15 protein-coding genes and 1 pseudogene are annotated in these 22220 nt (G+C 70.2%); 2 read left to right on the top strand and 14 right to left on the bottom strand.

Going from position 1 to position 22220, the window contains the following annotated elements; translation table 11 throughout:
• Nucleotides 1-33 precede the first annotated feature (33 nt).
• A complete protein-coding gene (locus ACWGR4_RS45540) occupies nt 34-1224 on the top strand; it encodes an FAD-binding oxidoreductase (protein WP_452132004.1) in 1191 nt (396 codons plus the stop codon).
• Between the two features lie 193 nt (nt 1225-1417).
• Here the strand turns inward: ACWGR4_RS45540 and ACWGR4_RS45535 are convergent, their stop codons facing one another.
• Nucleotides 1418-1903 carry a hypothetical protein gene (locus ACWGR4_RS45535; protein WP_452132005.1) on the bottom strand — a complete coding sequence of 162 codons (486 nt, stop codon included), beginning with the start codon at nt 1901-1903 and terminating at the stop codon, nt 1418-1420.
• Between the two features lie 1480 nt (nt 1904-3383).
• On the opposite strand from ACWGR4_RS45535, the gene ACWGR4_RS45530 reads away from it, so the two are divergent.
• Nucleotides 3384-4142, top strand: a complete 759-nt coding sequence (locus ACWGR4_RS45530) for a DUF2637 domain-containing protein (RefSeq protein WP_380010496.1) — start codon at nt 3384-3386, stop codon at nt 4140-4142.
• Between the two features lie 202 nt (nt 4143-4344).
• Here the strand turns inward: ACWGR4_RS45530 and ACWGR4_RS45525 are convergent, their stop codons facing one another.
• The 13 genes and pseudogenes from ACWGR4_RS45525 to ACWGR4_RS45465 form a co-directional block, all read right to left on the bottom strand.
• The gene (locus ACWGR4_RS45525) at nt 4345-4545 is read right to left on the bottom strand and encodes a DUF981 family protein (RefSeq protein ID WP_452132006.1); all 201 of its coding nucleotides are present in this window, start codon (nt 4543-4545) and stop codon (nt 4345-4347) included.
• A gap of 100 nt (nt 4546-4645) precedes the next feature.
• Nucleotides 4646-4993 (bottom strand): annotated as a pseudogene (locus tag ACWGR4_RS45520) (DUF981 family protein); the annotation flags it as partial.
• A gap of 411 nt (nt 4994-5404) precedes the next feature.
• Nucleotides 5405-5575, bottom strand: coding sequence for a hypothetical protein (locus ACWGR4_RS45515; RefSeq protein WP_380010502.1), 171 nt, complete (start codon nt 5573-5575; stop codon nt 5405-5407).
• A 238-nt stretch (nt 5576-5813) separates the two neighbouring features.
• On the bottom strand, nt 5814-6701 hold the full coding sequence (locus ACWGR4_RS45510; protein ID WP_452132007.1) for a lasso peptide biosynthesis B2 protein: 888 nt from the start codon (nt 6699-6701) through the stop codon (nt 5814-5816).
• On the bottom strand, nt 6698-8659 hold the full coding sequence (locus tag ACWGR4_RS45505; protein ID WP_452132008.1) for an asparagine synthase-related protein: 1962 nt from the start codon (nt 8657-8659) through the stop codon (nt 6698-6700). Before ACWGR4_RS45505 ends, ACWGR4_RS45510 begins: the two co-directional genes overlap by 4 nt.
• Nucleotides 8656-8898, bottom strand: coding sequence for a lasso RiPP family leader peptide-containing protein (locus ACWGR4_RS45500; protein ID WP_452132009.1), 243 nt, complete (start codon nt 8896-8898; stop codon nt 8656-8658). Before ACWGR4_RS45500 ends, ACWGR4_RS45505 begins: the two co-directional genes overlap by 4 nt.
• 224 nt (nt 8899-9122) lie before the next feature.
• Nucleotides 9123-10379 (bottom strand): ROK family transcriptional regulator, encoded by a 1257-nt coding sequence (locus ACWGR4_RS45495; protein WP_380010514.1) that lies wholly within the window; start codon nt 10377-10379, stop codon nt 9123-9125.
• A gap of 166 nt (nt 10380-10545) precedes the next feature.
• Nucleotides 10546-12513, bottom strand: coding sequence for a DUF2357 domain-containing protein (locus ACWGR4_RS45490; RefSeq protein WP_452132010.1), 1968 nt, complete (start codon nt 12511-12513; stop codon nt 10546-10548).
• Nucleotides 12510-14888, bottom strand: coding sequence for a hypothetical protein (locus ACWGR4_RS45485; protein WP_452132011.1), 2379 nt, complete (start codon nt 14886-14888; stop codon nt 12510-12512). The genes ACWGR4_RS45490 and ACWGR4_RS45485 overlap by 4 nt, the downstream gene beginning before the upstream one ends.
• A 23-nt stretch (nt 14889-14911) precedes the next feature.
• Nucleotides 14912-16333, bottom strand: coding sequence for a hypothetical protein (locus ACWGR4_RS45480; RefSeq protein ID WP_452132012.1), 1422 nt, complete (start codon nt 16331-16333; stop codon nt 14912-14914).
• Nucleotides 16317-19649 (bottom strand): DEAD/DEAH box helicase, encoded by a 3333-nt coding sequence (locus tag ACWGR4_RS45475; RefSeq protein WP_452132013.1) that lies wholly within the window; start codon nt 19647-19649, stop codon nt 16317-16319. The genes ACWGR4_RS45480 and ACWGR4_RS45475 overlap by 17 nt, the downstream gene beginning before the upstream one ends.
• 35 nt (nt 19650-19684) lie before the next feature.
• Nucleotides 19685-21109 (bottom strand): protein kinase domain-containing protein, encoded by a 1425-nt coding sequence (locus ACWGR4_RS45470; RefSeq protein WP_452132014.1) that lies wholly within the window; start codon nt 21107-21109, stop codon nt 19685-19687.
• A 34-nt stretch (nt 21110-21143) separates the two neighbouring features.
• Nucleotides 21144-21818, bottom strand: coding sequence for a vWA domain-containing protein (locus ACWGR4_RS45465; RefSeq protein ID WP_452132015.1), 675 nt, complete (start codon nt 21816-21818; stop codon nt 21144-21146).
• Nucleotides 21819-22220: the final 402 nt, after the last annotated feature.

Genomic DNA, 22220 nt, shown 5'->3' with positions numbered 1-22220 from the left:
AATACGCATCTGATATACCAATTAGGAGTCGTCATGTTGTCCGAGCAGGCCACAAAAACCGTCTGCGCCACGCTCCCGACGATCGGCGCGGCCATCGGCGACATCACCGACCTCTTCTACAAGAAGTTGTTCGCGGCCCACCCCGAACTCCTCCGCGACGTGTTCAACCGCGGCAACCAGGCGGACGGTTCGCAAAAGCAGGCGCTGGCCGGTTCGATCGCCGCGTTCGCCACCGCGCTCGTCGAGCACCCACAGGTTCGCCCCGACGCCCTGATCGCCCGCATCGCCCACAAGCACGCGTCGCTCGGTGTCACCCGTGACCAGTACGTCGTCGTCCACACCCACCTGTTCGCGGCGATCGTGGATGTGCTCGGCGAGGCCGTCACACCCGACGTCGCCCGCGCGTGGGACGAGGTCTACTGGCTGATGGCCAACGCCCTGATCGCCGTCGAGGCGCGCCTGTACGCCGAGGCCGGCGCCGTCGACGGAAGCACCTGGCGCGACTGGGAGGTCGTGGAGCGTTCACGCGAGACCGCCGACGTCGCCACGTTTCGGCTGCGACCGGTCGACGGCGCGGACGCACCGCGCTTCCGGCCGGGCCAGTACGTCTCCGTTCGGGTCGAACTCGTCGACGGCGCGCGGCAGATCAGGCAGTACAGCCTGTCCGCGGCGCCCGCCGAGACCCTGTCGATCACCGTCAAGCGAGTGCACGGCACGCCCGACGGAGAGGTGTCCAACCACCTGCACGCGCACGTGCGGGAGGGCTCGCGACTGACCCTGTCCGCCCCGTACGGCGACGTGCCGTCCATCGACGCCGACGCGCCGCTGCTGCTGATCTCGGCCGGCATCGGCTGCACCCCGATGGTGGCGATGCTCGACCACCTCGTGAGCGTCGATCACGCCGGACCCGTCACCGTACTGCACGCCGACCGCTCTCCCGCCGAACACGCCCTGCGCGCACGACACACCCGACTGGCCGCCGAACTGGCCCGGTCAGCAACGCACTTCTGGTACGAATCGCCCGACCCGGAGGGTACGTCCGAGGCCCGGGCGGGACGCATGGACCTGACGGACGTCGCCATCCCGACCGCCGCGCGCGCCTATCTGTGCGGCCCACTTCCCTTCATGCGCGCGATACGCGCCCGGCTCATCGAACGCGGCGTCCCCGCGGCCGACATCCACTACGAGGTCTTCGGCCCCGACCTATGGCTCGGCGGCCAATAGCGTCGGCCCACGACTGCCGCCGCCGGCTCACCGGGACACGTGTACACCCTGAACGGCGGGCACTCGCCGCCCTGTTCCCGACGGAGTACGTGGGCGGGCCACCACCCCTGACACCGTCGACCGTCCGCCGGTCACCGGCCTCGACCGAGTCACCATCGCGTGGTCACCGAGTCACCATCGCGTGGTCGTGGTCCTACGGCGTCTTGTCCGGGCAATGGGTGTCCACCCACGTGGCCGTCAGGTCGCTGCAGGTCACGGTGAGCGTGCCCGGACGGAATGCGATCTCGTGGGTGCACCCGTGTGCGTGCGGCAGGATCTCGTCCAGGATCACGGTTTCGAGGTTCGTCCACTCGCGGCCGCTGGGAGCGTCCACTTCGAAGGCGGAGACACCCGTGTAGCGAATGATCAGGTCCTCGTCGTGCTTCCGGCAGTTGTGCCGGAAGCGGAGTTCGACCTCGGTGCCTTCCCCGCCGCTCGGGTCGCAGCGTCGCACGAGTTCGAGGCTCAGGTCTTTTACGCATCGTCTGCCGTGGAAGTCGTAGTGCTCAGCGTCCGTCGCGAACGCACGGGCTCCGGCCGGTAGGGCCTCGACGAACGAGGGGAGTCGTTCCAGGTAGTCGGTCGGGCTGATGACCCCGCCGAGTCCCCCCGACGTCGCGTCGAGATCGACATATCGCATCCGGCGTTCCTTTCCCCCACCTGCCTCGGTGGACCGCAGCCATCGTCACCCGGCGGGGCACCGTCATCCGCATCATCGTCCTGTCACCGTCACCGTGTCGAAGCCGGCTGGAACGCCTGCTCGCGGTCACGCCCGTTCCCGGGCGAAAAGATCGCCGCTGTCCGCGCCATCGCCGCCCCCGCCCACCGTCGAGAATCCATTCGTGCGTGCGCGTTGGGCGAGTTCGTGCATTCTTGCCGAACGGGCGGTTGCCATCCATCCGCCTGTACCACCTTGTGGGTGACCGAATTGGTGAGTCCCTACGAGACGAACATGTCGACACCGGGGCCGCTCCCGCCGGGTGCAATACGCCAGAAGCGTGAAACATAACGAGCCTTATGCTGTCGAGGGGACATTCCCAGTAGCATGCTCCGCGGCGGCGGTCACCACCGTGTACCGACGTCGCCGACCGACCCTGCTCTCGGGCAGGCACCAAGCTACCGAGTCGAAATCCCGCAGTTGTATACGCGGGACACCGACGAACCGTCACGAACGATCACCGACGTCCGAAGGATTCGCGATCGAGGAAATCCGAAAGGGGGACAGGACCACCCGGAATTCACCGGGCACGGGCCGGGGACATGGGACCGCGAGCGGAAGCCGACTCGCGACGTCGCCATGCGCCGCCTCCCATGCGCGTGCCGTCGAGGCGATATCCACCGGGCGGATGTAGGGCGACTCATCTTTGCGTGGAGAGCACACCGTCGAGGACGGAACGTGTGCGGTCTCGCACGAGCGCGACCGTCGTCCGTGACGCCGCGAAGGCTCGCCGACCTCACACTCCGGGCTGCGGCCGGCCATGTCACCGGGAACTCCCGGGGTCGCGCGCAGGCGTGCCTGTGGCGTGCGTATCACCGCGACGGCCGCGATTCGCGAGCCGACGGAATGTCGGATCCGGCGGAAGCGGATTCGACGCAGCATCACACCCTCCTCGCGATTCACCGCATCGTGGCCGACTCTCCGCCCCGACAACACCGTTCGAACGGAACGCCGTTCCCTGATGGGAGACACCTCTCGTGGCCGTATGCATGCAAAAGGCAACATCCGAAAACGTAGCGGTACCGGAGATATTTCACTCTGACGGCGCACATCCGCTCCGAGGGTGAGCGTCGTTTCATCGAATGTGACCCTTCATGAATCCGCCGCGCTCACACCCCCCTTCACAATCGCCAGGCGCTGCTATCAATTGGGGGACTGGGTACTGGTCCCCCGCGCGGCCACATTCCTCAGCTGGTCGCCACACGCGCACCTCAAGCGTGGCGGAGAATGCATTCGACTTCGGCACTGCTCCGCCGACATGGAGCAATTCGCCCTGTCCATGGCTTTGACCGCAGCCACGTTCGCGCGCCGCCTCGACGACATCGTGGTCCACCTTCGGCCGTGACGCCCCGAAGTCGTCGCGGGCACGGGCCCTCACCGCACACAGCAACGAACGAGGCACATGTACGACGGCATCGGACACGACCTGCCCTCTTCGCCCATCATCCCGACCTCGCACGACGGCGCCACCCCGCCCCTTCGCCCCGACGCGTGGTCGGCCTTCGACACGGGCGTGCCACCCGACCCACCCTTCTCGTCCGAGACGACGCAGGAGTGGCGATTCGAGAAGGAACTCGCCCGGCTTCTGCAACAGCCCGCTCCAGGGACCCCCAAAACCATCACCGACGGGCTTCCCGACAGACCTTCGACACGCCGGGACAGCGCTCCCGCCGCCCACCGACGCCGCACCCCGACAACCCCCAAGGCCGCCCGGCAAACGGTCACCGGCGCACCGGTACTCGATCGGCTGAGCTACACCATGGTCGCGGCCATCGTCGTCCTGGTCGCCACGATCAGCCTCCTCGGCGCGGCCGTCACCTTGGAACCACTGCGCCACGCCGCCGCCACCGAGCACGGCCTGGCGGCCCGCTGGTGGCCGGTCCTCGTCCACGGCCCCTGGATCGTGGCCTGCCTGTCCATCCTTCGCTCCAGCCTCCACCACCACAGAGCGGCGCACTCCTGGATCGTGTCCGTCACCTTCGCCGGACTGTCGATGGCACTCGCCATCGCCGACGCACCCAAGAACGTCCACGGCATCGTCGTCGCCGCCCTCCCCGCCATCGCCATAACCGCGTGCCTGCATCAACTCGTGCGCCAAATCACCCTCACCCGACCACCTCGGCGGACCAACCGAAGCCCACGGCGCCACATCCCCCTGTGACCCACCGCGTGGCGACCACCACTCGGCGCTTCACCGGATTCGAACCGCGCGTTCGAACCGCGCGACCGACCGCCACCCGGCAATCGACGGGCCGGCGCCGGGAGTTCGGTGTGTTGCCCGGCCGGCCCCCGACCGGGCAACACGCGCGACGGGATCCTCGAAGCCCTGGACGACCTCCGGGCGCTGCCGGGCCGCCGGGGTGTCACATCGTGTTGACGATCAGGCCGATGTGGGTGAAGTAGTTCAGCCCGCCGAAGAACAGGAAGGCCAGTCCGGACAGGGTCCAGGCCACTCCGACCACGCGTACCGGCCAGCCCCTCGGGCGGAGCAGAGCGAGCGGGAACAGGATCGCGCCGATGCCGACCAGGACGTACAGGCTGGAGATGAAGCTCGCCTCCAGCATCGGGTGATCCGCGAACTCGCCCGAGATCGGCTCCTCGGGGGGGCGCGGCGAACAGCGTGTACTTCCAGCCCGCCGCCGCGATCCCGAAGCAGGCGAGGCCCATGCCGAACACGAAGACCGAGATGGGCGACGCCAGTCCCGCCGTGCGGATCAGCCGGTCCGGATCCTCGGCCAGGACGGCTCCTCGTTTCCAGAGGTACAGCGACGCGCAGGCGAGCAGTACGCCGAAGCCGAGCGACGGCTCGCCGAACACGATGTTGTCGAACGGGAATCCCTGACCGGCCAGCGGCCAGGTGAGGGTCATGTGCAGGCCGGTCGTGATCAGGACGAACGCCAGGGCCCCGAAGGCAAGCGCCCACGCCTCCGGGACGATCCGGCGCCCGGGTGAGAGGAGTTGCCAACCCAGCGCGACCACGAGCAGCAGCCCGGCTCCGGCCGCCACGGACATGATCGTGTTGTAGGTCGGCATCCGGTTCCAGTCGATCTTCAAACCGGAGGCCACGAGATTGTATGCATTCTGTCCCATATTTGGACAATAATCACCAAATAGCGCCACTCACTCGATCCCTCGACAGCCGACGCCGGTATTCACCCGATTGCGATCCGACGGGCCGACCGACCGGGTGGAGCGTGTCGGTCGGCCGGCGGGCTCGGTGGGCGGGGTGTCGCCGATCATGTCCGGGAGGGTGCCATCGGGCTCGAATCCGTCGTGGAGGACGGTGAGTTCGACCGTCTCAGCCCTCGCCCTGCCGTTCGATCAACTGTCGACGCGACGGGGATGGGCCTCGACGGGCGCCGTGTGGCGATCCGTCCGCATGTTGCCTGGGATGAGGGACGCCCGGACGGGTGGGGGCGTGGTTCAGGGCAGTAGGCCCAGGCCGCGCAGCAGGATGGGCAGGGTGGCGACCAGCAGGCCGCAGAGGATCTTCGCGGCGCGGATGATCTGGCGCCTGCCGATGGTGAAATCCGCTTCGACGGCGATCGTGATCCAGGGCTTGCGTCGGCCTCGCCCACGCTTGTTCTCGCTCATGTGTCCTCGCTCCTCCGAGTACGCGAACCGGTGCTGTACCGACCTGTGTGGCGAGCGTAGGGACGGCGTTCGGGTACGAGGTAGGCATGATCGGGCACGAGAAATCGTGCCGAGCGACTTCGGATTTCACATGGTCGGACGCGGTGGGTGGAATTCGGCGGGACTGCGGATTCGATGGTCGACGGCGTCTCTGGCCCGCGGAACGGCCAATCCGAACCGTGCGGCGATCAAAGGACGTTCAGACGGTCAGGACCGCGTGGTAGGGCAGCGGCTCGCCGTCCTCCTCCGGCGCGGAGAGCGAGGCGGCGACCGCGGCGCCGTCGCACGCGACCCATGCGTGGAATCGGAACGGATCGGGTGCTGCGCCCAGGCACCAGTCCAGGCGGCGCCGGTGTGCGGCGGACAGCAGGACGGCGGCCAGCGAGATCTCCAGGCATGCGGCGCGCCCCGGGAACCGGCGCGCGGTGTGGCGCAGGGCCGCGAGGTATTCCTCGGCCCGACGCGGGTCCTCCGGGGCCGAGGCCCATCGGCCCCGGGTCGCGCGCACCGCGCGGTGTACGACGGCGAAGGGCAGCCGCACGGCGAGCGCGGCGCCCAGCAGGGCCACCGGTGGGGCGAGGGCCGGGCGTCGTGGGCCTGTCGGGTGTCGACGGGACATCACGCGCCGTCGGGCCATCGGCCGTGCGCGGGTCCCGGCGTCCGAAACAGCGCCCGGAACAGCGTCCGAAACGGCGCCCGGATCGGCGCCCGAAACGGCGCCGGCCCCGTCGCTCCGCAAGGGGTTCGCCACCCGCGAGGGGGCTTCGCCGAACCCGAACCGGGCGGCCCACCCCCGGGTGGTCGACCGCGACCCGAACCGCCCCTCGCCTTCCGCCTCCACCAGGCCGAGCGCGGTCAACTGGCGTAGCAGCGCGATGCCGTCCGCGGTGATCCGCTCGCGCGGCAGGTCCGGGTGCCGGTCCGCGACGGCCGCGACGCTTTGCGCGAGGCTTCGTCCGGACGCCCAGCACTGCCAGAAGTCCCGGGCGCCGGAGTTGAACACATACCACTGGCCGTCGGCGCAGTCGAGCACGACCACGCCGCCGTCGGGCATCGTCTCGTGGCGCACGTGCGCGGGAATCCTCACGATCGTTCCTCCCGCCGGGCACGCAACCACACTTCCGTGGCCACGAGTTGCCGGAACGCGCCGAGCGGTACCGCGACGCCCGCGGTGAACCGTGCCAGGCTCCGCAGCACCGCCGCCGGTTCGACGATGCCTGCGTCCGCCAGGGCCGAATCCGCCCACAAGGCCCGTAGCCACGGCTCGGCCCGCCGCGCGCCCAGGTATTCCTCGCGGGTGTAGTCGCCCTTCGACCGGCGGTCGAGCACGGCGGGCGGAACCGTGCCGCGCAACGCCGCCGCGAGCAACGGCTTGCCGCCCGCGGGGTCGACGCGCTCCCCCGGCGCGACCGCGAGACACGCCCGCACCACCCGGTCGTCCAGGAACGGCGCGTGCACGTCGACGCCGTGCCGGTGGCCGAGTTCCCGCAGGTGCCGTTGCGCGTCCGCGGAATGCCGCAATTCGGCGGCGCCGGCGACGTGCACGGCCGCCGCGACGCCGTCGAGGTGGTGGGTACCATCGCACGCCGCCCGCTCCGCGCGGTCCGCGAGCGCGCGACGCGTCGCCGGTGTCAGCCACGACACCGCCTCGCCGACCGGCGGCCACCACGTCACGCCGTCGATCCACGAGGTGGGGCCTTCGGCGATCGTCCCCGACCGCAGCGCCGCGGCGAGGTGTACGAGGGCTTCGGCGCCCGGTGTCCTGGCCGTACGCAGCGCCTGCGCCGCCAACGCCGCGGCGGAGGCGTCGTGGCGCCGGGCCTGCGCCAGGCAGTGCCGGGCGAAGGTACGCGCATGCCCGCGGCTCGCGACATGGGCCAGATACGCGGGGGGCGCACCCAGCACGGCGTCTCCGCCCTCCCCGGTCAGATGGCAGGCCGGCGGGCCGACGGCGGCCAGGCGCAGCAGTGACCGACCGCGGGCGAGCATCCCCGGCACCGGTTCGTCGTCGTCGTCGGCCCGCCCGATGGGCGCCGTGTGCGTCCCTTGTTTCCGGGTGGCGTCCAGGTCGAACGGCAGTGTGTCGTGGCGGCCTTCGACCACGATGTGACGCAGCCGGTCGTCGAGACGGGCGAACCGCCGGGCGTGGGCCAGGTCGCCCGCCGGGGCGTCCGGGTGGTGGTATGTCACCGCCGCCACCGGCCCCTGCCCGAAGCGTGCCGCCAGGAACGCCAGCGTCGTCGAGTCGAGTCCGCCGCTGAAGTCGCTTGCCACGGCGCCGGCGGCGCTGCGGGCGGCCACGGCCGCGGTCAGCGCGTCGTGCAGCGTGTGCGCGCCGCGCGCGAGGGGGTCGATGCCGAAGAGGGTCTCGGTGCGGCGCACCACGGGCGGCATGCCGGGCCGTAGTCGAAGAACCGCGCCGCCCGCCACGCGCGCGATGTCGTGGAACGGTGATCGGTCCGCCCACAGTGGAGGCACGTGCGCGCAGGCGATCCGCGCGGCGGCGGTGACGGCGTCGGGTTCGCGGCGGTGCAGCCGAGCGAGCAGGCGCGCGTGCGACGCGGCGACCGCCCATCCGTCCGCGCGCGAGACGAACACCGGGTACTGTCCGGCCAGATCGGATCGGATGCGCACGCTGTCACGGGTGGCCACGATGCACACGTACGCGCCCGGCAGGTCGAGCCCGCGACCCATACGGCCCTCGCGACCTTCGATCCCTTCGGCCCGGATCCCCTCGTGTTCGATCATGTCGCGAAGCTCGCGCGCCAGCCGGTCGTCGGACGCCAGGCAGTGACCCAGTACCACCATGCGCACGTCGCGGTACACCGCCGAGCGCACCTGCCCCGGCCGCCATGCCCCGTACACGCGCAGCCCCGGCAACGCCGACCACACGGGGTCACCGGGCAGGCCCAACGACGCGGGGTCGGCGGAGGGTTCGGCCGGCGAGCGTGCAGGTTGCTCCCGGATCGCGACGACGAACCCGGGGGCCACGGCGACCTCGGCGAGCCGCGCGCGGCCGGGTGCCGTCGCGGAGGACGGGTTCACCAGTAGAACTGCGAATTCGCGTCCGCCTTGCCGCTCGCGGCACTGCCCTTGGTGGCCCGGCGCACCGAGCCGACGGCGACGACCATCGGGGGCCGGTACGCACCGGCTCGGGGGTCGCCGAAGGCCGGTGTTTCGGCGGACTCCACGGGGTCGGCGGACACCACGTCCTCGGGGGATCCGGGTGCTTCCGGCGCTTCCGGCGCCTCGGGTGCGGAGGAAGCCTCCGGTGATTCCGGCATGCGAGCGTCGCCAACCCTGCGCATACTCCCCTGCCTTCGACTCGTCACCGCGGCGGCCACGAAACGTTTTCTCCACCATACAAGCGGTGGTCGACTTTCGACCCCGCCTCGACAAGACCCGGAAATCAGGGGTGTCGGACCCCGACGGGAACCTTCCGGAATGAACGAATCGAACACCACGGACGGGCGACAACGCCCATCCTGAAACGTAATCCGCCGCACTATCAACGGTTTTCGGCGAAACCCGCGCCCTGAATGCCCAGGATGAGCGCACCGCGGGCGATGGCGTCGGGGAGCCGGCTCGGCTCCAGGCGGAAGCGCGGGTGTTTCGCCTCCGGATCGCCGGGGCCCACCAGTTCGGGACGGGAGGCGTCGAGGCGGACCGCGGCGAGCGCGGTGCGGTCGATCGCGGTCCGGCAATCCGCCAGGATCAGGTCGTGCGCGGAGCCCAGCGCCCCACCGAGCAGGACGAGACTCGGGTTGAGTACGTTGCAGACGTTGCCGAGGACGAGGCCGAGGTGGAACGCCGCCTCGCGCAGGACCCGCAGGCACACCTGGTTGCCGGCGCGGGCCTTGTCGGCGATCTGGTAGAGGTCGGTCGGCTGCGCGGCGACGGGCAGTTGCCCGAGGCCCGAACGCACGTTGCGGATCAGCGTGTTCGCCCCGATCAGGGTTTCCAGACAGCCGCGTCCGCCGCACTGGCAGTAATCGCCGTCCGGATCGACGACGATGTGCCCGATCTCCGCCGCCGAGCCACTGCCGCCGCGGATCACCTGGCCGCCGACGACCAACCCGCCGCCCACGCCGGTCGATCCCTTGATCCACAGCAGAATCTCCGCGTCGGGGTGGCAGTGCACGCTCTCCGCGAGCGCGCCCAGCGTGCCGTCGTTGTCCATGACCACGCGCAACTCGCCGCGCAGCGTGCCGGGACGTGCCTTGTCGCGCAGCAGCCGCTCCAACTCGGCGCGCGGCTCCGGCTGATCGCGCCACAGCGGGAACACCGGAGGGGTCAGCAGCCCGGAGCGCGGATCGACCGCGCCCGGGACGGCCAGCCCGACCGTCGCCATGTCGTCGAGTGATTCGCCCAGTTCCTCCGCAAGACCGGTCACCGCCGCGAACACCGCGTTCGACCAGGCCTGGACACCGTGCCTGGCGCCCACGTCGTCCTGTCTGCCGACCGGCGCCAGGTGCGGGCTGTCGACGCGCCGGGCCACCACCGACGTGCGTTGGAAGCCGAGTTCGATGCCCACCGCGACACCGGTCAGCGGTTGCAGGCTCACCTGCTGCTCGCGTCCGGACGCCTGGCGCCGCACCACCCGCTCACCCTCGAGGGCGTTGAGGATGTTGCCCGCCGTCGCCGCCGCGATGCCGGCGTACTTCGCCACGTCGGTCTGGTTCCCGCCGCGGATCATCAGGGCCTGCAGGACGCGGCGGCGATTACCGGCATCGCCCGCCCTGAGCAGGGTACGGAGATCGGCCACGAATTCCCCCGGTGGGTCGGCGAACGAGCGAGCGCGTCGGCGATCGTTCACAGTAAAGGAGCTTGCACCCGAAACTCAGGCTAATACTTCATTTCGTATCCGGCGGGCCTTCGGACCGAATCGTCGAACCCCTCGGAATGAACGCCGCCACTCGGCAGGCAATGTGTCACGAGTCATACCCGACGGCCGGCGCGATGCCGGGTTCGTGGCATGCGCGGGGGCAGGAAGCGTCGCGGGTCGCCCGGCCGCAGCTGCCGCACGCGGGGCACAACGCGGCGCCCGAGCGGCCCCGCGCCCAGCAGGGCATGGCCAGGAACACGCCGCCCAGGTGGCGATCGAGGTCGGATTCCGAGCCGCCGGTGACGATCTGCCCGTCGGGAGACAACACCGGAAAGGTCTCGGCGCAGGCGGGACAACGACGCAGTTCCCATCGTGTGCCGCAGGAGGAGCACGAGGCGGCGAACATGCCGGGCTCGCGAGGGACGAACGTGGTCGGGCGGCGGGTGGCGGTCTTGGGACAGATCGGACACACCTGGAGAAGTCTCGTCGCTCGGACCGCCGATTCGAGCAAGGCGTACAACTCCGTCGCTCGGCCCGGCTCACGCCCGGTGGGCTTGCCCCCGGCGCGGTCCGGCCGAGCCTGCCTGAGCAGCGTGGACACCCGTTCCCATTCCTTCGGCGAGGGGGCGCGCACCACCGCGACGGCGTCGGCGCGGGGTTCGAGCCATTCGCACGCGGCGAGCATCGAGCGTTCGCCGGCCGTCGTGGAGACGAGGTGGGGATAGCGGCGTGCGTCGGCACCGAGGGTCGCCCAGTACAGGGCCCGTACGAGCCGGCTGACGCTGAAGATCTCCAGGGGCGACAGGGGCGCCACGTCGATGCCCGGCGCCGCGGCCGGGCCGCTGTCGTGTCCGATCCGGTACGCGGCGTCCACGACGGCGGGGATCGCGTCTCGACGCGTGTCGAGTGCACCGGGGTAGACCACCAGGACCCTCCCGCTCTCCTCCTGTGCGGACACGTGCTCCCGGCGCAGGTCGACGAGCGCCGCGCCGACCGAAGCCGCGTCGGGAGCCGAGCAGAGGTCGGTCATCGTCGGTATGACGCGCAGTACCCGCTGCTCCCGCCAGTGAACGAGGAAGTCGCCCGCAGGTAACCAGGTGACCGTCAGCGAAACTCCACACCATTGGAACCGAGTGGCCCGACCGGGTGCGGGAGCGGGCTGGTCACGGTCGGGAATCGCCCGGAAGATCGTGCACGCCGACAACAACAGCAGGCCGGTGAAACGTTCGAAGGCCGCCCGGGTCTCGCGCTGCCGCCGTTCGTTCTCCCCGGCATCGATCCCGGGCGTCTCGGCTTTGGTGCACGCTCGCCACAGTTCCGCGACCCTGCGATAGGAGGCGTCGCTCACGAGAAGGTTGGTGGGGTGCAGTTCGCGGGCCGGGGCGTGGCGATGCCCGACGGCTTTGACCAAGGGGGACTCCAGCATGATCTGCACGGACGTGAGGGCGGCCTCGATCTTTCGCAGGCGCACCTGCGTGGCCGTTGGGTGCCCGGCGAGTTCTCCGACGTTTCCGAGCAGTTGCGTCAGATCTCTACGGGTCCGCCAGGTGGTCTCCTCCGAGCCGTTGAGGAGGCCGTGCACATCGCTCTCCATCCGGCTCACCGCCCGCAGGCCGGCGATCCGCCGCCGCAGATGCGTCCGCATCAGGAGCAGGACGGCCACCGCAACGCGGTTTTCGTAGATGTCGGCGTCCTCCTCGCTCCGTCGGGCCGACAGGCGCCTCGGTCGGACCCCGGCCATCGTGTGCGCGGCCCAGTCCTGCGGGTGCGCGGCCAGATACGCCACCGCACCGGCGGCGACCGCGCGCACGCGCGACACCGGCAGGACCTCCTCGACCGAACGCAGTCGTGTGTACGGGCGATGGCACACGGTGCGCAGTGCGCCCGAAGCCCACTCGAATGCCTCCTCCAGTGGCAGGGGGTCGGTCTCGGCGGAGACACCGAGGACGATCGGCGGCATCGCGAGCCAGTCGTCGAGAGCGCCGCCGGTGTCCGCGGCAAGGCGCGTCGACAACGCCGACAGATGACGAACGAGGAGCGAGTCGAGATCGGGTTCGGCCGCGTCCCATCTCACCGGCGGCCCTGGGATCGCATCTCGTCGTCCAACAGCCTGACTGTCGCGACGGGTTCGTGATTCGGGTCGAACAGCAGCAGGCTGTCCGCGAGTTCACTGCGAACGGCATCGAGTCTGTCCGCATCGATGTCGTAACGTCCGCGCAGGGGACGCAGGATGCGCGTGGCGAGCAGATGGTCCAAGGCGGCGCCGCGGGTCCCGCCGGCGGCGATCAGTACCGGCGCGAAGGCCCGGATCTGCCGTTCGAGTCGGTTGCCCCAGCCGATCCCGAGTTCCTCGGCGAATCGCCGCCGCCAGGCCTTGTCCAGGAACGCGATGATGCCCTCGGCCTCGGCCGCGTGGGCGGACCGCGCCTGGGCGAAGGCTTGCGCGAGTCCTAGATGGGCGAGGGGTTCCGCCGGGTCGGGTGTGCTCTCCGGCAGTTCCGGATGTTGCCAGGGCAGTTCCAGGACGAAGGATCGGTCGTAGGTCTTCGCGGCGAAACCGACGGTGGTCTCGTCGTGGTTCGCGGTCCCGATGAACCACACGTTGTCGGGTATCGCGATATGTGTCCCGCCCAGGAAGAGTTGCGGCGCGTTGTCGACCGGCATCGTGGTCAGCGCCAATCTGGGTTTGCCCTCGAGGGCGAGGGCCGAGAGCACACCGCTGAAGTACTGCTCGGGATGCGAGAGGTTCATCTCGTCGAGCACGATGAAGAACGGGCGGTCGCGGTATGCCGGGCACCCGGCGAGGTAGAGGGCCTTGGTGAATTCCGACTCGTAGAACATGCGGTCGAAGCTGTTGTAGTAGCCCATGAGGTCCTGCGGATCCCGCCAGCCGGACTGCACGGGCACGACGGCCACGCTGTCGGGGCTGCCGAAGCCGGTGGCCAGGGCGCACCCGAGCCCGGTCTTGCCGATGCCGCTGATCCCCTGGAAGACATGCAGGCGACTCATCGCCAGCCCCGCGAGAACCAGGCGTAGATCCGGGAGGCCGTAGGAGAGGCCCGTGCCTGCGCGGATCACCGTCTGCAAACGTTCCGCCAGTTCGGACAGACGTGGCGGATGCGGATCCACCGGCCGGGGGCGGGCAAAATCCCGGTCCATGAGCGAGCAGGCCGGAAAGGCGTGTACCTCCCGGCCGGCCTCGGCGGTGGCCTTGAGTTTCGCCGCCTCCTCGCCGAGGATTTGGCGTAATTGACTGTTGGCCGCATGGAGCCAGTTGTTGACTTCCAGATAGTTCTCACGTTCGTTGACCGCGATCCGATCACGTTGTAGCGCGGACTCCAATTCACCTCGGAGACTGACGAGTTCCTCTTTCTCCTCGTTGAGCACTCGGATCCGTTCGCGAAGCTGCCCGACCAGACGAGAGTCCGTGTTCGGGGCGAAGGCACGATCCTCCGTCAGCAGGGCGACTTCCGCCCGCAGTTCCCTGATACGTGCCGCCGCCTGCTCCGGACTCAGGTCACCGAGGGCGGCCGACGAGGTCTCGTATTCGCGCAGCCGCGCGCGGAGTTGCTCCGTCTCCTGCGTGAGCCGTTCGATGCGGCCCTGCGGGTCGCCCATCTCCTGCACGAACCCGCTGACGCGTTCCGCCACCTCCCGCTCGAAGCGGGCGGCGCGGGTACGCCGCTGTTCCGCGAGCGCGGCCGCCAGGGCGGCCACGTCGTCCCGCTCCTCGTCGAGCCGGGACCGCTCCGTCGTGAGGTCCCGTTCGCGTTGCGCCAGTTCGCCCTCCCGGCGGTCCAGGACCGTCTGGGCCTGGGACAGCCGGCGTTGCGTCTCGGTCCAGCGTTCCTGCCACGCGGCGCGGTCCGCCTCCCATGTCTCGACCGCCTCGCGACGCCGCTCGGCCAGCCATGCGTTCAGTTTCCGCCCCTCTTCCAAACGGAGTTCGTCGAAGCGCTGTTCGGCGGCCTGTTCCCGATCGGCCAGTTCCTCCTCCCGCCGACCCAACACTCGCACCCGGTCGTCGAACATCTCGCGTTCCTCGCGCAGTGCCGCGGTCGCCGCCTGCAACGCCGCGTGCTCGGCGCTCACCCGCTCGCCCTCGGCCGTCAACGCGTCCAGGGTCTCGCGTTGGCGTGCGACGAGCGCCCGGTAGAGCCGCCAAGCCTGCTCCAGTTCGGCCGGCCCGCCGGGATCCGGCTCGTCGTCGGCGACCGGGGTCATCCGGGCGTCGTCCGCCATCCGGCGAATCTCCGCGAGCAGCGTGCTCGCCGTCGGGGGTTCCACGCGCGTCACCTCGTCGTCACGGCCGGCGTCGTCGACCTCGTCGACGTCGTGCGGTGACGTGACCGCACGACGTCGAGCCGCGTCCTGCTGCCCCGGCCACACCTGTGCCTTGCCCGGGGCCCGCCCGGACCGGTCCCGCCTGGTGTTCGGTTTCTTCGCCATGACCTCGCCTCACGCCCTTGCTGTCACCGATCCGTCAGACCCAGTAGATGGCGCGCGGCCTCGTATACGAGAGTGCGGATGACTTCCAACTCCTCGGGAGCCGGCGCATCCATGGACGCGTGCGCCGCCCTGTTGCGCAGGATCCGCGACCGATCGAGGTCCTCCAGCAAGGTGGGTCGGTGCCGGATGAACGCGGCCATGGGGTGCCCTGCGTTGCCGCCGGCCGCCCATACGGCCCTGATGATCTCCCCTGCCAGGTTCGACTTCGGTGAGCCGCAGTTCCTGCACATCTCCGGGGGCACGGAAAGGGCCCCCAGCCGATACGCGATCAGCACGAACTCCCGCTCTCGTACCCCCGGAACGCCCGAAGGGGGAAGTGCCGGCGGGAACTTCTCGTTGAGTCCGGGCAGCAGGCACTCGAAGACCCGGATCGCGCTGAGGGCCGCGTTCCCTCGCTCTCTGGCCGTGTCCATGACGATCGCCACCTCGATGTTCGCGAGATGATCGAAGACATCGGCATGCTCACGTATGCCTTCGCCCAGAACGCGCACCACGTCCGCACGGGCGTCCGCGGCCAACTCCCGGTCGATGCGGCGGGCCGTCTCCGCACGATCGCGACGCCGCCGGCCGGTCAGGGCTTCCACCACACCGGCCAGTTGCTCGTCCTGTTCAAGTCGACCCGCCAACAGGTCGGCGAAGACCCGTCCGTCTCCCACCGCGAACGGATCGTCCGCGCTCCACGTGCGCCCGGAACCGTCGTCGTTCTCGACGCAGTAACACACCAGGTAGGCGGGATGGGGCGAACCGTGGAACACGACGCGCCGGGCCGCCAGAGCCGTACGGCGCGCGTCGCGGGGGTCGCCACGAATGCTCCGAGCCGCCATGTCGTGCCCGCGGCATGCCTCCAGCACATCGCGCTCCGTCGGGGATGTCGGTGGGCCGCCGCCACGCAGCGCGAGCGCGCTGCCCTCTCGGGAGGCGCCCGCGGTGCCGAACTGGATCGTGACCCATCGGCCGCGGCGCTCACGCACGTCCGCGCGTACCGGGTCGGCGATGAGGATCCGCGGCAGCAGGGCTCCCGTTTTGGCGTCCTGAAACACCCGCAACAGCCGGGGATCGCTCTCCGCGACCTCGCCCGTCGCGACGGTGGCGCGCCCCGTCTCGGTAAGGCTCAGATCCGCTCGTACCAGATCGCCCTCCACCAGTCGGGCGACGACCGCCCGGCACAGTGTCGCGTCCAGGCCGATCCGGCGGGACAACTCGTCGAGGTCGCGCGTCCCCGCCGCGCACAGCCGCAGCACCACCGTCTGAAAGACGTCCAGCGTCCGGGAGTAGCCCGTCGGCGCCGTCACCTGGTGCACCCAGACCGGCAACAGCACCGATTTGTGGCGCGTCCGAGGCGGGTGGGCCAATTGGAACAGCGGCGTCCTACGGTCGAACGACACGGCCGTTCACCCCCTCACGACACAGGGCCAGGAACCTCTTCAGCGGCTTCAGCTCCGGAGGAGCGTCGGGCCCGAACATGTCGTCGTCGCCGACCACGACCAGCAGTCGCTGTTGGCGACTCATCGCCACACACAGCCGATTCGAGACGACCAAGTGTCCGTAGGCACGCCTGACGTCGCCGCGGGCCGCGGGCGACGCGCTGCGCACGATCGACAGGTAGGTGACGGAGAACTCCGCTCCCTGGAAGGCGTCGACGGTACCCACCCGCAGCCGATCCAGGGGTGCCCCGTCGTGGTCGCGGCACAGCTCCGGAATCGGCCGCCAGCCGTCGTTGTCGGTGTATTCGGCAAGCTCCGCCCGCTTCAACTGTGTCCAGATCTCGGCAACCTGGGCCGCGTAGAAGGCGACCACCCCGAACGTCAACTGCGGGTGCTGCCTGATCAACGCGGCGATCTCCGAGGCGATCACCTTCGCCTCGGCCCTGCGCGCCACACTCGTGCCCTGCCGGATCTCCGCGCCCGCGGCCGACGGTACCGGGAGCCATACCGCGGGCACCTCCCCGTACCGGGCGATACCGTGCGCGAAGCCGGACGCGTCCCGCCCGCTGCGCAACTTTCCGTCGTAGAACATGTCGCCGACGAACGCGCCGAGGACGGGATGCATCCGGAACTGGGTGTCCAGACGCGCGAAGCGCGTGTGCCCGTCCGGTGAGTGGCGCTCCCACTGTCGGGCCAGGCGTTGAAAGAGACTCTCCTGGAGGCGCTCTCGTACATCGTCGCCCAGTGAGCCGAGTTCCTGCTCCACGTCCGGTTCGAGCATGTGCGGAAGCTGATGGTGGTCGCCCACCAGGACGATGCGCCGGCGCGCCTGGGCGAGGGGGATCAGCAGGTCCAGCGGATTCGCCCGAGCGGCCTCGTCGACGATGACCGCATCGAAGGACCCGTCCGGGCGGCCGACGTCGGCCATGGCCTTGGACACCGCCTGCTGGCACGTGGAGGCCAACGAAACGGTGTAGGCGCGCAGGGTGGCGTCCACCCCCTCCGGGTCGCTGCGGAGGTCGTCGCGGTAGTCGAGCAGTGCCGCCGCGACGGCGTCCGGCGACCGCGTCACCGCCTCGGCGAGCTGCGCGGCGAGGCGGTCGAGGAGATCGACCACGGCGGGATCGGCGACGGCGACCTCCGGCAGTCGCACCTTCGCGGTGATGCGGTCGAGCAACGTGTCGCGCAACTCGCCCAACGGAGCAAGTACTTCGTCGGTCGCCCGGGTTGCCCGCGCGGCGGCCCGCAGCGGCTCGGCGTAGGAGACCCCGTCCAGCAGGGCACTGTCGGCGATGTCGAGTCGAAGCAGCAACGCGCGTGCCGTGCGCGGCCCGTCGTCCTCGAATGCCGTCGACGTGCAGCGGAGCGCCCGCACATACGGGAGGAGTTCCGCCCTGGTCTCCGGGTCCGCGACCACGCCCGCCCGGTCGAGGTGATGCTGTGCCGTCTCCCGCCGCGCCCGCAGCTCTCGGATCAGCGACGGATCCGCGTCCTCGGCGAGTTCGGCGATGACCCGGTCGAGGAAACGGGGCAGATACTCGGGAGGTGCCGGTGCGACACGGTACGCGGCCGCCAACTCGACGGCGAGCCGACGGGCGGCCAGGTGTCGACCGACCGGCCGTTCCCGCAGCCGCGCATCGACGGCGCGGGCCGCCTCGATGCGCCAGGTGTCCATCGCGACCGTGCTCCCTCGGCCGCGCGAGTCCACCTTCAACGGTGGAAGGCCGAACACCCGTCCCCGGGTGACGAGATGGTCCACCGCGGCGTGCTGAAAGCTGGTCAGCAGGACACTTCCCGCGACGTCCCCGCCCTGGGCCAGGTCGCCGAGTTGATTGACGACGGCGGCGATCACCTGCGTCTTGCCGGTTCCGGGAGGCCCGAGAATGATCGCCAGGTCGGGCGTGTTGAGCGCGATCAACACGGCCTCGCGTTGGGCAGGTGTCGGGCCGTGTGGCGCGAAGCAGGCCAACGCGGCGTCGGAGAGTCGGGTGATCCGTCGGGTGGGCGGCTGCGGCCAGGCGCCACCTTCCAGCAGGGTGGGCAGGGCGGGGATGTGCGCACCGTCCGTGCGCAGCTTCTGCATCGCCTTCTCGCGCCGGTCCAACCTGCGCTGATCGCCGCGGTGCGCAACGTAGAGCCACCCCTTGGCGGGCGGATCGCGCTGGTCGTTGAGCGTTCCCGCGAGCCGAAGGATCCCGGTCGCGCCGTCGTACCCGAGTGGCTCGCCGACCCACGCCCGGCCGCGAAGAAGCCGAGACTCGACCAGCCACTCCCGATCGGTCATGGCGGTGTCGGTCGCCGAGAGCGGAACCTCCGCCGCCGCCTCGAGCTCGATCCGTTCGACCGTCGCAGCGTTCTCGAGGGCCGCCCGGGTTCGCGGCAGTGCCCTGCTCATCTGCACGGTGAACGCGATGCGACCGTCCGACTCGACCTTGATCCCGTCGTAGCGGATCGCCCCGAAAGCGCCGATCCGCCGGCGGATGTGCCGAGCCTCCAGTTCCTGGTACCGGTCCCACATGGCCAGGTAGCTGTTCTGCCCGGCCACGAGGTCCAGTCCACGCTGGATCAGTTCGCGGTCGCGCTGCCTGGCCGTCATGTCCCGAAACCCGATGGCCCCGACCGCCAGCGCCTTGTGATCCGTGCCCCGATCGTGCACCGCACCCAGCAGACGCACGATCCGGTACCCCGCGTCGTGCTTCTCGACGTCGGCCATCAGCCCCGGCCCGTGCACTCTGAACCCCTTGGCGAGGTTTCCGCCGGGTCCTGCCGACGTCACCATCCGCCAGGCGTCCACGGCGGCTCCCGCACGCGGCGACAGGAGCAGTTCGCGAGTGAGGAACGCCATGACGGAGGCGATATCGACGGTGTCCCCTCGGTCCGCGTATTTCGCGACGTCCTCCAGCACGGTGTCGTCCACGTCCAGCTGTAGTCCCGCGCCGAGCAGCGCCGCGAGGCCGACGGCGGGTGCGTAGGTGTGGACTCGAACGGTGAACGGCTCGGCGGCGCCTTGCGACCCGGCCCCGGGTGGGCGCGGCGTGACCGGATGAGCGAGCACCACCACACAACTGGGGCCGACGGCCCGGATCTCGTCGAGCTTGCGCCGATCCTCGGCACCGGCCGCCCGGACCCCGTAGGTGCCGGTGTCGGTGGTCAGGTCGAGGTGACCGGTGGGCCGGTGGTGCAGGCGAATCTCGGTACCGTCGGAGAGTTTTCGACCCACGAGGGCCTGCGGAACGCGCTGCCACAGCAGGGATACCAGGATCGCCGGTCCCGGCATGCGGTCCGGCATCCTCGGCCGCCCGGACCCGGCGCTCATCCCGGCGCCTCGAGGACCATCAGGCGTACCCACCGGTGAATGGCGTCCTTCGGACCGAAGTGCAGGGTCCAGCTCCGGCCGCGATCACCGACGGGTGCCGTGACCTGGCTCCCGAGACCGATCTCGCGCCATCGTCGACCGTCGTGGTGATCGAGCCAGAGGCTGTTGTCTCGCAGGTTGAGCAGCGTGGCGGTGCGGCCGTCGAACCGTATCCGCGCGACCGCCGCGTCCGGTTGTTCCGGCGCCGGGGAGGTGTGTCGAGCGGTGAGCACGGTGTCCGCGCCGGGGCGCAGCACGGTGAAGTCGGGCAGAGGTACCTCGGACAACCCGGTTCCGGGCGTGTCGTCGCCCGCCGCCAGGTTCGTCGGCTCCAGGCCGACCGGGCCGAACAGCCCGTGCCGCAGCATCCAAACGGCGTCGCGAGGCCGTCGGCAATTGATGCAGGAAGGTGCGACGGCTCTGTGGGTCCAGTGGCATTGCGGGCATCGCACGGTCTGCGCCGCGGCCGAGTGCAGTGCCGTGGCCCATCTGTCCGCGGTCGGGCGAACCGTCGGGTCCGCCACCCCCTCCACGAAACACCGGGACGACAATTCCCACAGCCGGGTGGAAAGCAGTTCCTCGCGCGGGGCGATGCCGGTGCTGCACTCGTTGGTCCGGTCCGTGGGGTGGTCGATCCACGGCAGTCGGAACCGGTCGGCGTACTCCCGTTGATATTCGGGCTCGGCGTCCGACACGTGGTCGCCGCGGAACGGATGACCGGCCGTCAGGACCTCGAAGACCAAAACGCCGAGAGCGTGGGCGTCCGCGAGCGTCGTCGCCCCGCTTCGACCGGAAACGATCTCTGGGGCGCCGTAGCCCGGGGTATGGATCGGGGCGGATCCGACGGTGGAGACCAAGCCGAGGTTGTCCACGTCGATCAGCCGGATCTCCTCCCGCCGGGGATCCGCGGAGACCAGGACGTTCGACGGGGACAGATCCTGGTAGACGATGGCGCGAGCGTGGAGTCGGCTGAGGGCATCCGCGAGTCGGGCCAACAGGCGCAGTCGTCGGTCCAAACCGCCGGTGCGCAGGTACCAGGCCGCCAGGTCGTCCCCGTCGGGGACGCACAGAGCGTCGAGCGCGACCATCTCGTCGACGAGTTCCATGACGTACCCGAGCTTGGGTGATGCGAGCAGCGCGAGCACGCCGGCCAGCGGGATGTCGTCCAGTGGGAGGCGCTGGATACGCCGCAACCGGGCGTGTACGGCCGCAGCTTCGGCCTGGGTCGAGGCCGTGAGGATCTTGATGGCGGTGCGTCCGCCACGAGCCAGCCACACCTCTCCCTGACCGCCGGAACCGATGGTGTGGGAAAGCGGCCACAGTTGGTGGTATTCGTCCTCCACGGGACGCAGCACGCCGACGAGATCCCAGCGCGTCGACACCGATCGTCTCCTCCCGCAGCGCCGGCTTTCGGGCTCAGGCGCCGAAGTCGGACAGGTCGTCGGGGCTCAGCACCGGTGTCCGGTCCGGGCGGGTGCTCTGGGCCTGTTGGGTGACGGTGATGGTGACCCAGCGGAAGTACTGCTGAAGGCGCGTCACGTCGTGTGCCTCGAACACGCCGCCGGCCTCGTCGTCGACGAACCGGCGCAGCACGGCCTTCGCCTCCTCGGTCATGTCGGGACCGATGGCGACCGCGAGCCGATGGGCACGGGACCCCTTGCGGGAGGTGAGCAGTCGATCGAGTGCCTCCTCCCACTCGTCGGTGGGCCTGCCGTCGGAGACCAGGACCAGGGTGGGAGCGAAGGCTCGGGCCGGGACGACCGATTCGTCATCGAGCAGGTCGTGGGCGAGCGACAGGGCGGCCCCGAGCGGCGTACCACCCTGGGCGTCCATGTCCGTCCAGGCCGCCTGGGTCGCCGGCACGAGTTCCTGGTGCAGGTACGCGCCGGCTCCGCTGAAGGCGATCACGCCGACGTGGATGGCACCGCGCCCGATGTCGGCTTTCCCGAAGTCGTCGAGCATGCGCCGAACACAATCGTTGAGTACGTTGATCTTGTCCGCGGGTTCGTTCATGCTGCCGCTGACATCCGCCAGGACGAGCACGGGTAACGGGCGGGCCTTCGCTGCCGTGAAACGCGACGTCGTCGCCATGTGTCCCCCAACACGCCTGACCGAGGCAACCGTTCAAGCCGACGGGCCCCGCCGACGGCCGCCGTGGTGAGTACTCGGCGACCGAGCGTGGCCCTCGGCTGGAACGCTACTACGGATCCCTCCGGCCCGAGGGCTGCTCTGGCGACTTCGCTCCGGCCGGACGGGCGCAGCCGTCGGGCGGGTTGCCGCCGCCCCGGGCCCGCCCCTGCGGCTGGTGGGACCGCGCGCCGGGCCCGAGCGAACCACCGGGCGCAGTGGCCGCGTTCGTTCTCCGGATATTCCCCTCGTGAAGCACACGTTCTGCGGCAGGTCCGGCCGGCCGGAGCCCGCGCATGGCAGGCGGGTCCTCGTCACGCCCGTGACGAGGACCCCCCGCGATCCGTCTCCCTCCGCCAGGGACAA

The sequence above is a fragment of the Embleya sp. NPDC055664 genome (genome assembly GCF_053618075.1).
Note: the sequence above shows the minus strand (reverse complement) of the source record. Positions and strands in the feature narration are given on the sequence as shown.

Coding starts and splice junctions, on each gene's coding strand:
- ACWGR4_RS45525 (WP_452132006.1), bottom strand. CDS start 4,545: ATGCTGGAGGCGAGCTTCATCTCCAGCCTGTACGTCCTGGTCGGCATC.
- ACWGR4_RS45515 (WP_380010502.1), bottom strand. CDS start 5,575: ATGAGCGAGAACAAGCGTGGGCGAGGCCGACGCAAGCCCTGGATCACG.
- ACWGR4_RS45540 (WP_452132004.1), top strand. CDS start 34: ATGTTGTCCGAGCAGGCCACAAAAACCGTCTGCGCCACGCTCCCGACG.
- ACWGR4_RS45475 (WP_452132013.1), bottom strand. CDS start 19,649: ATGCCGGGACCGGCGATCCTGGTATCCCTGCTGTGGCAGCGCGTTCCG.
- ACWGR4_RS45485 (WP_452132011.1), bottom strand. CDS start 14,888: ATGGCGAAGAAACCGAACACCAGGCGGGACCGGTCCGGGCGGGCCCCG.
- ACWGR4_RS45535 (WP_452132005.1), bottom strand. CDS start 1,903: ATGCGATATGTCGATCTCGACGCGACGTCGGGGGGACTCGGCGGGGTC.
- ACWGR4_RS45465 (WP_452132015.1), bottom strand. CDS start 21,818: ATGGCGACGACGTCGCGTTTCACGGCAGCGAAGGCCCGCCCGTTACCC.
- ACWGR4_RS45530 (WP_380010496.1), top strand. CDS start 3,384: ATGTACGACGGCATCGGACACGACCTGCCCTCTTCGCCCATCATCCCG.
- ACWGR4_RS45500 (WP_452132009.1), bottom strand. CDS start 8,898: ATGCCGGAATCACCGGAGGCTTCCTCCGCACCCGAGGCGCCGGAAGCG.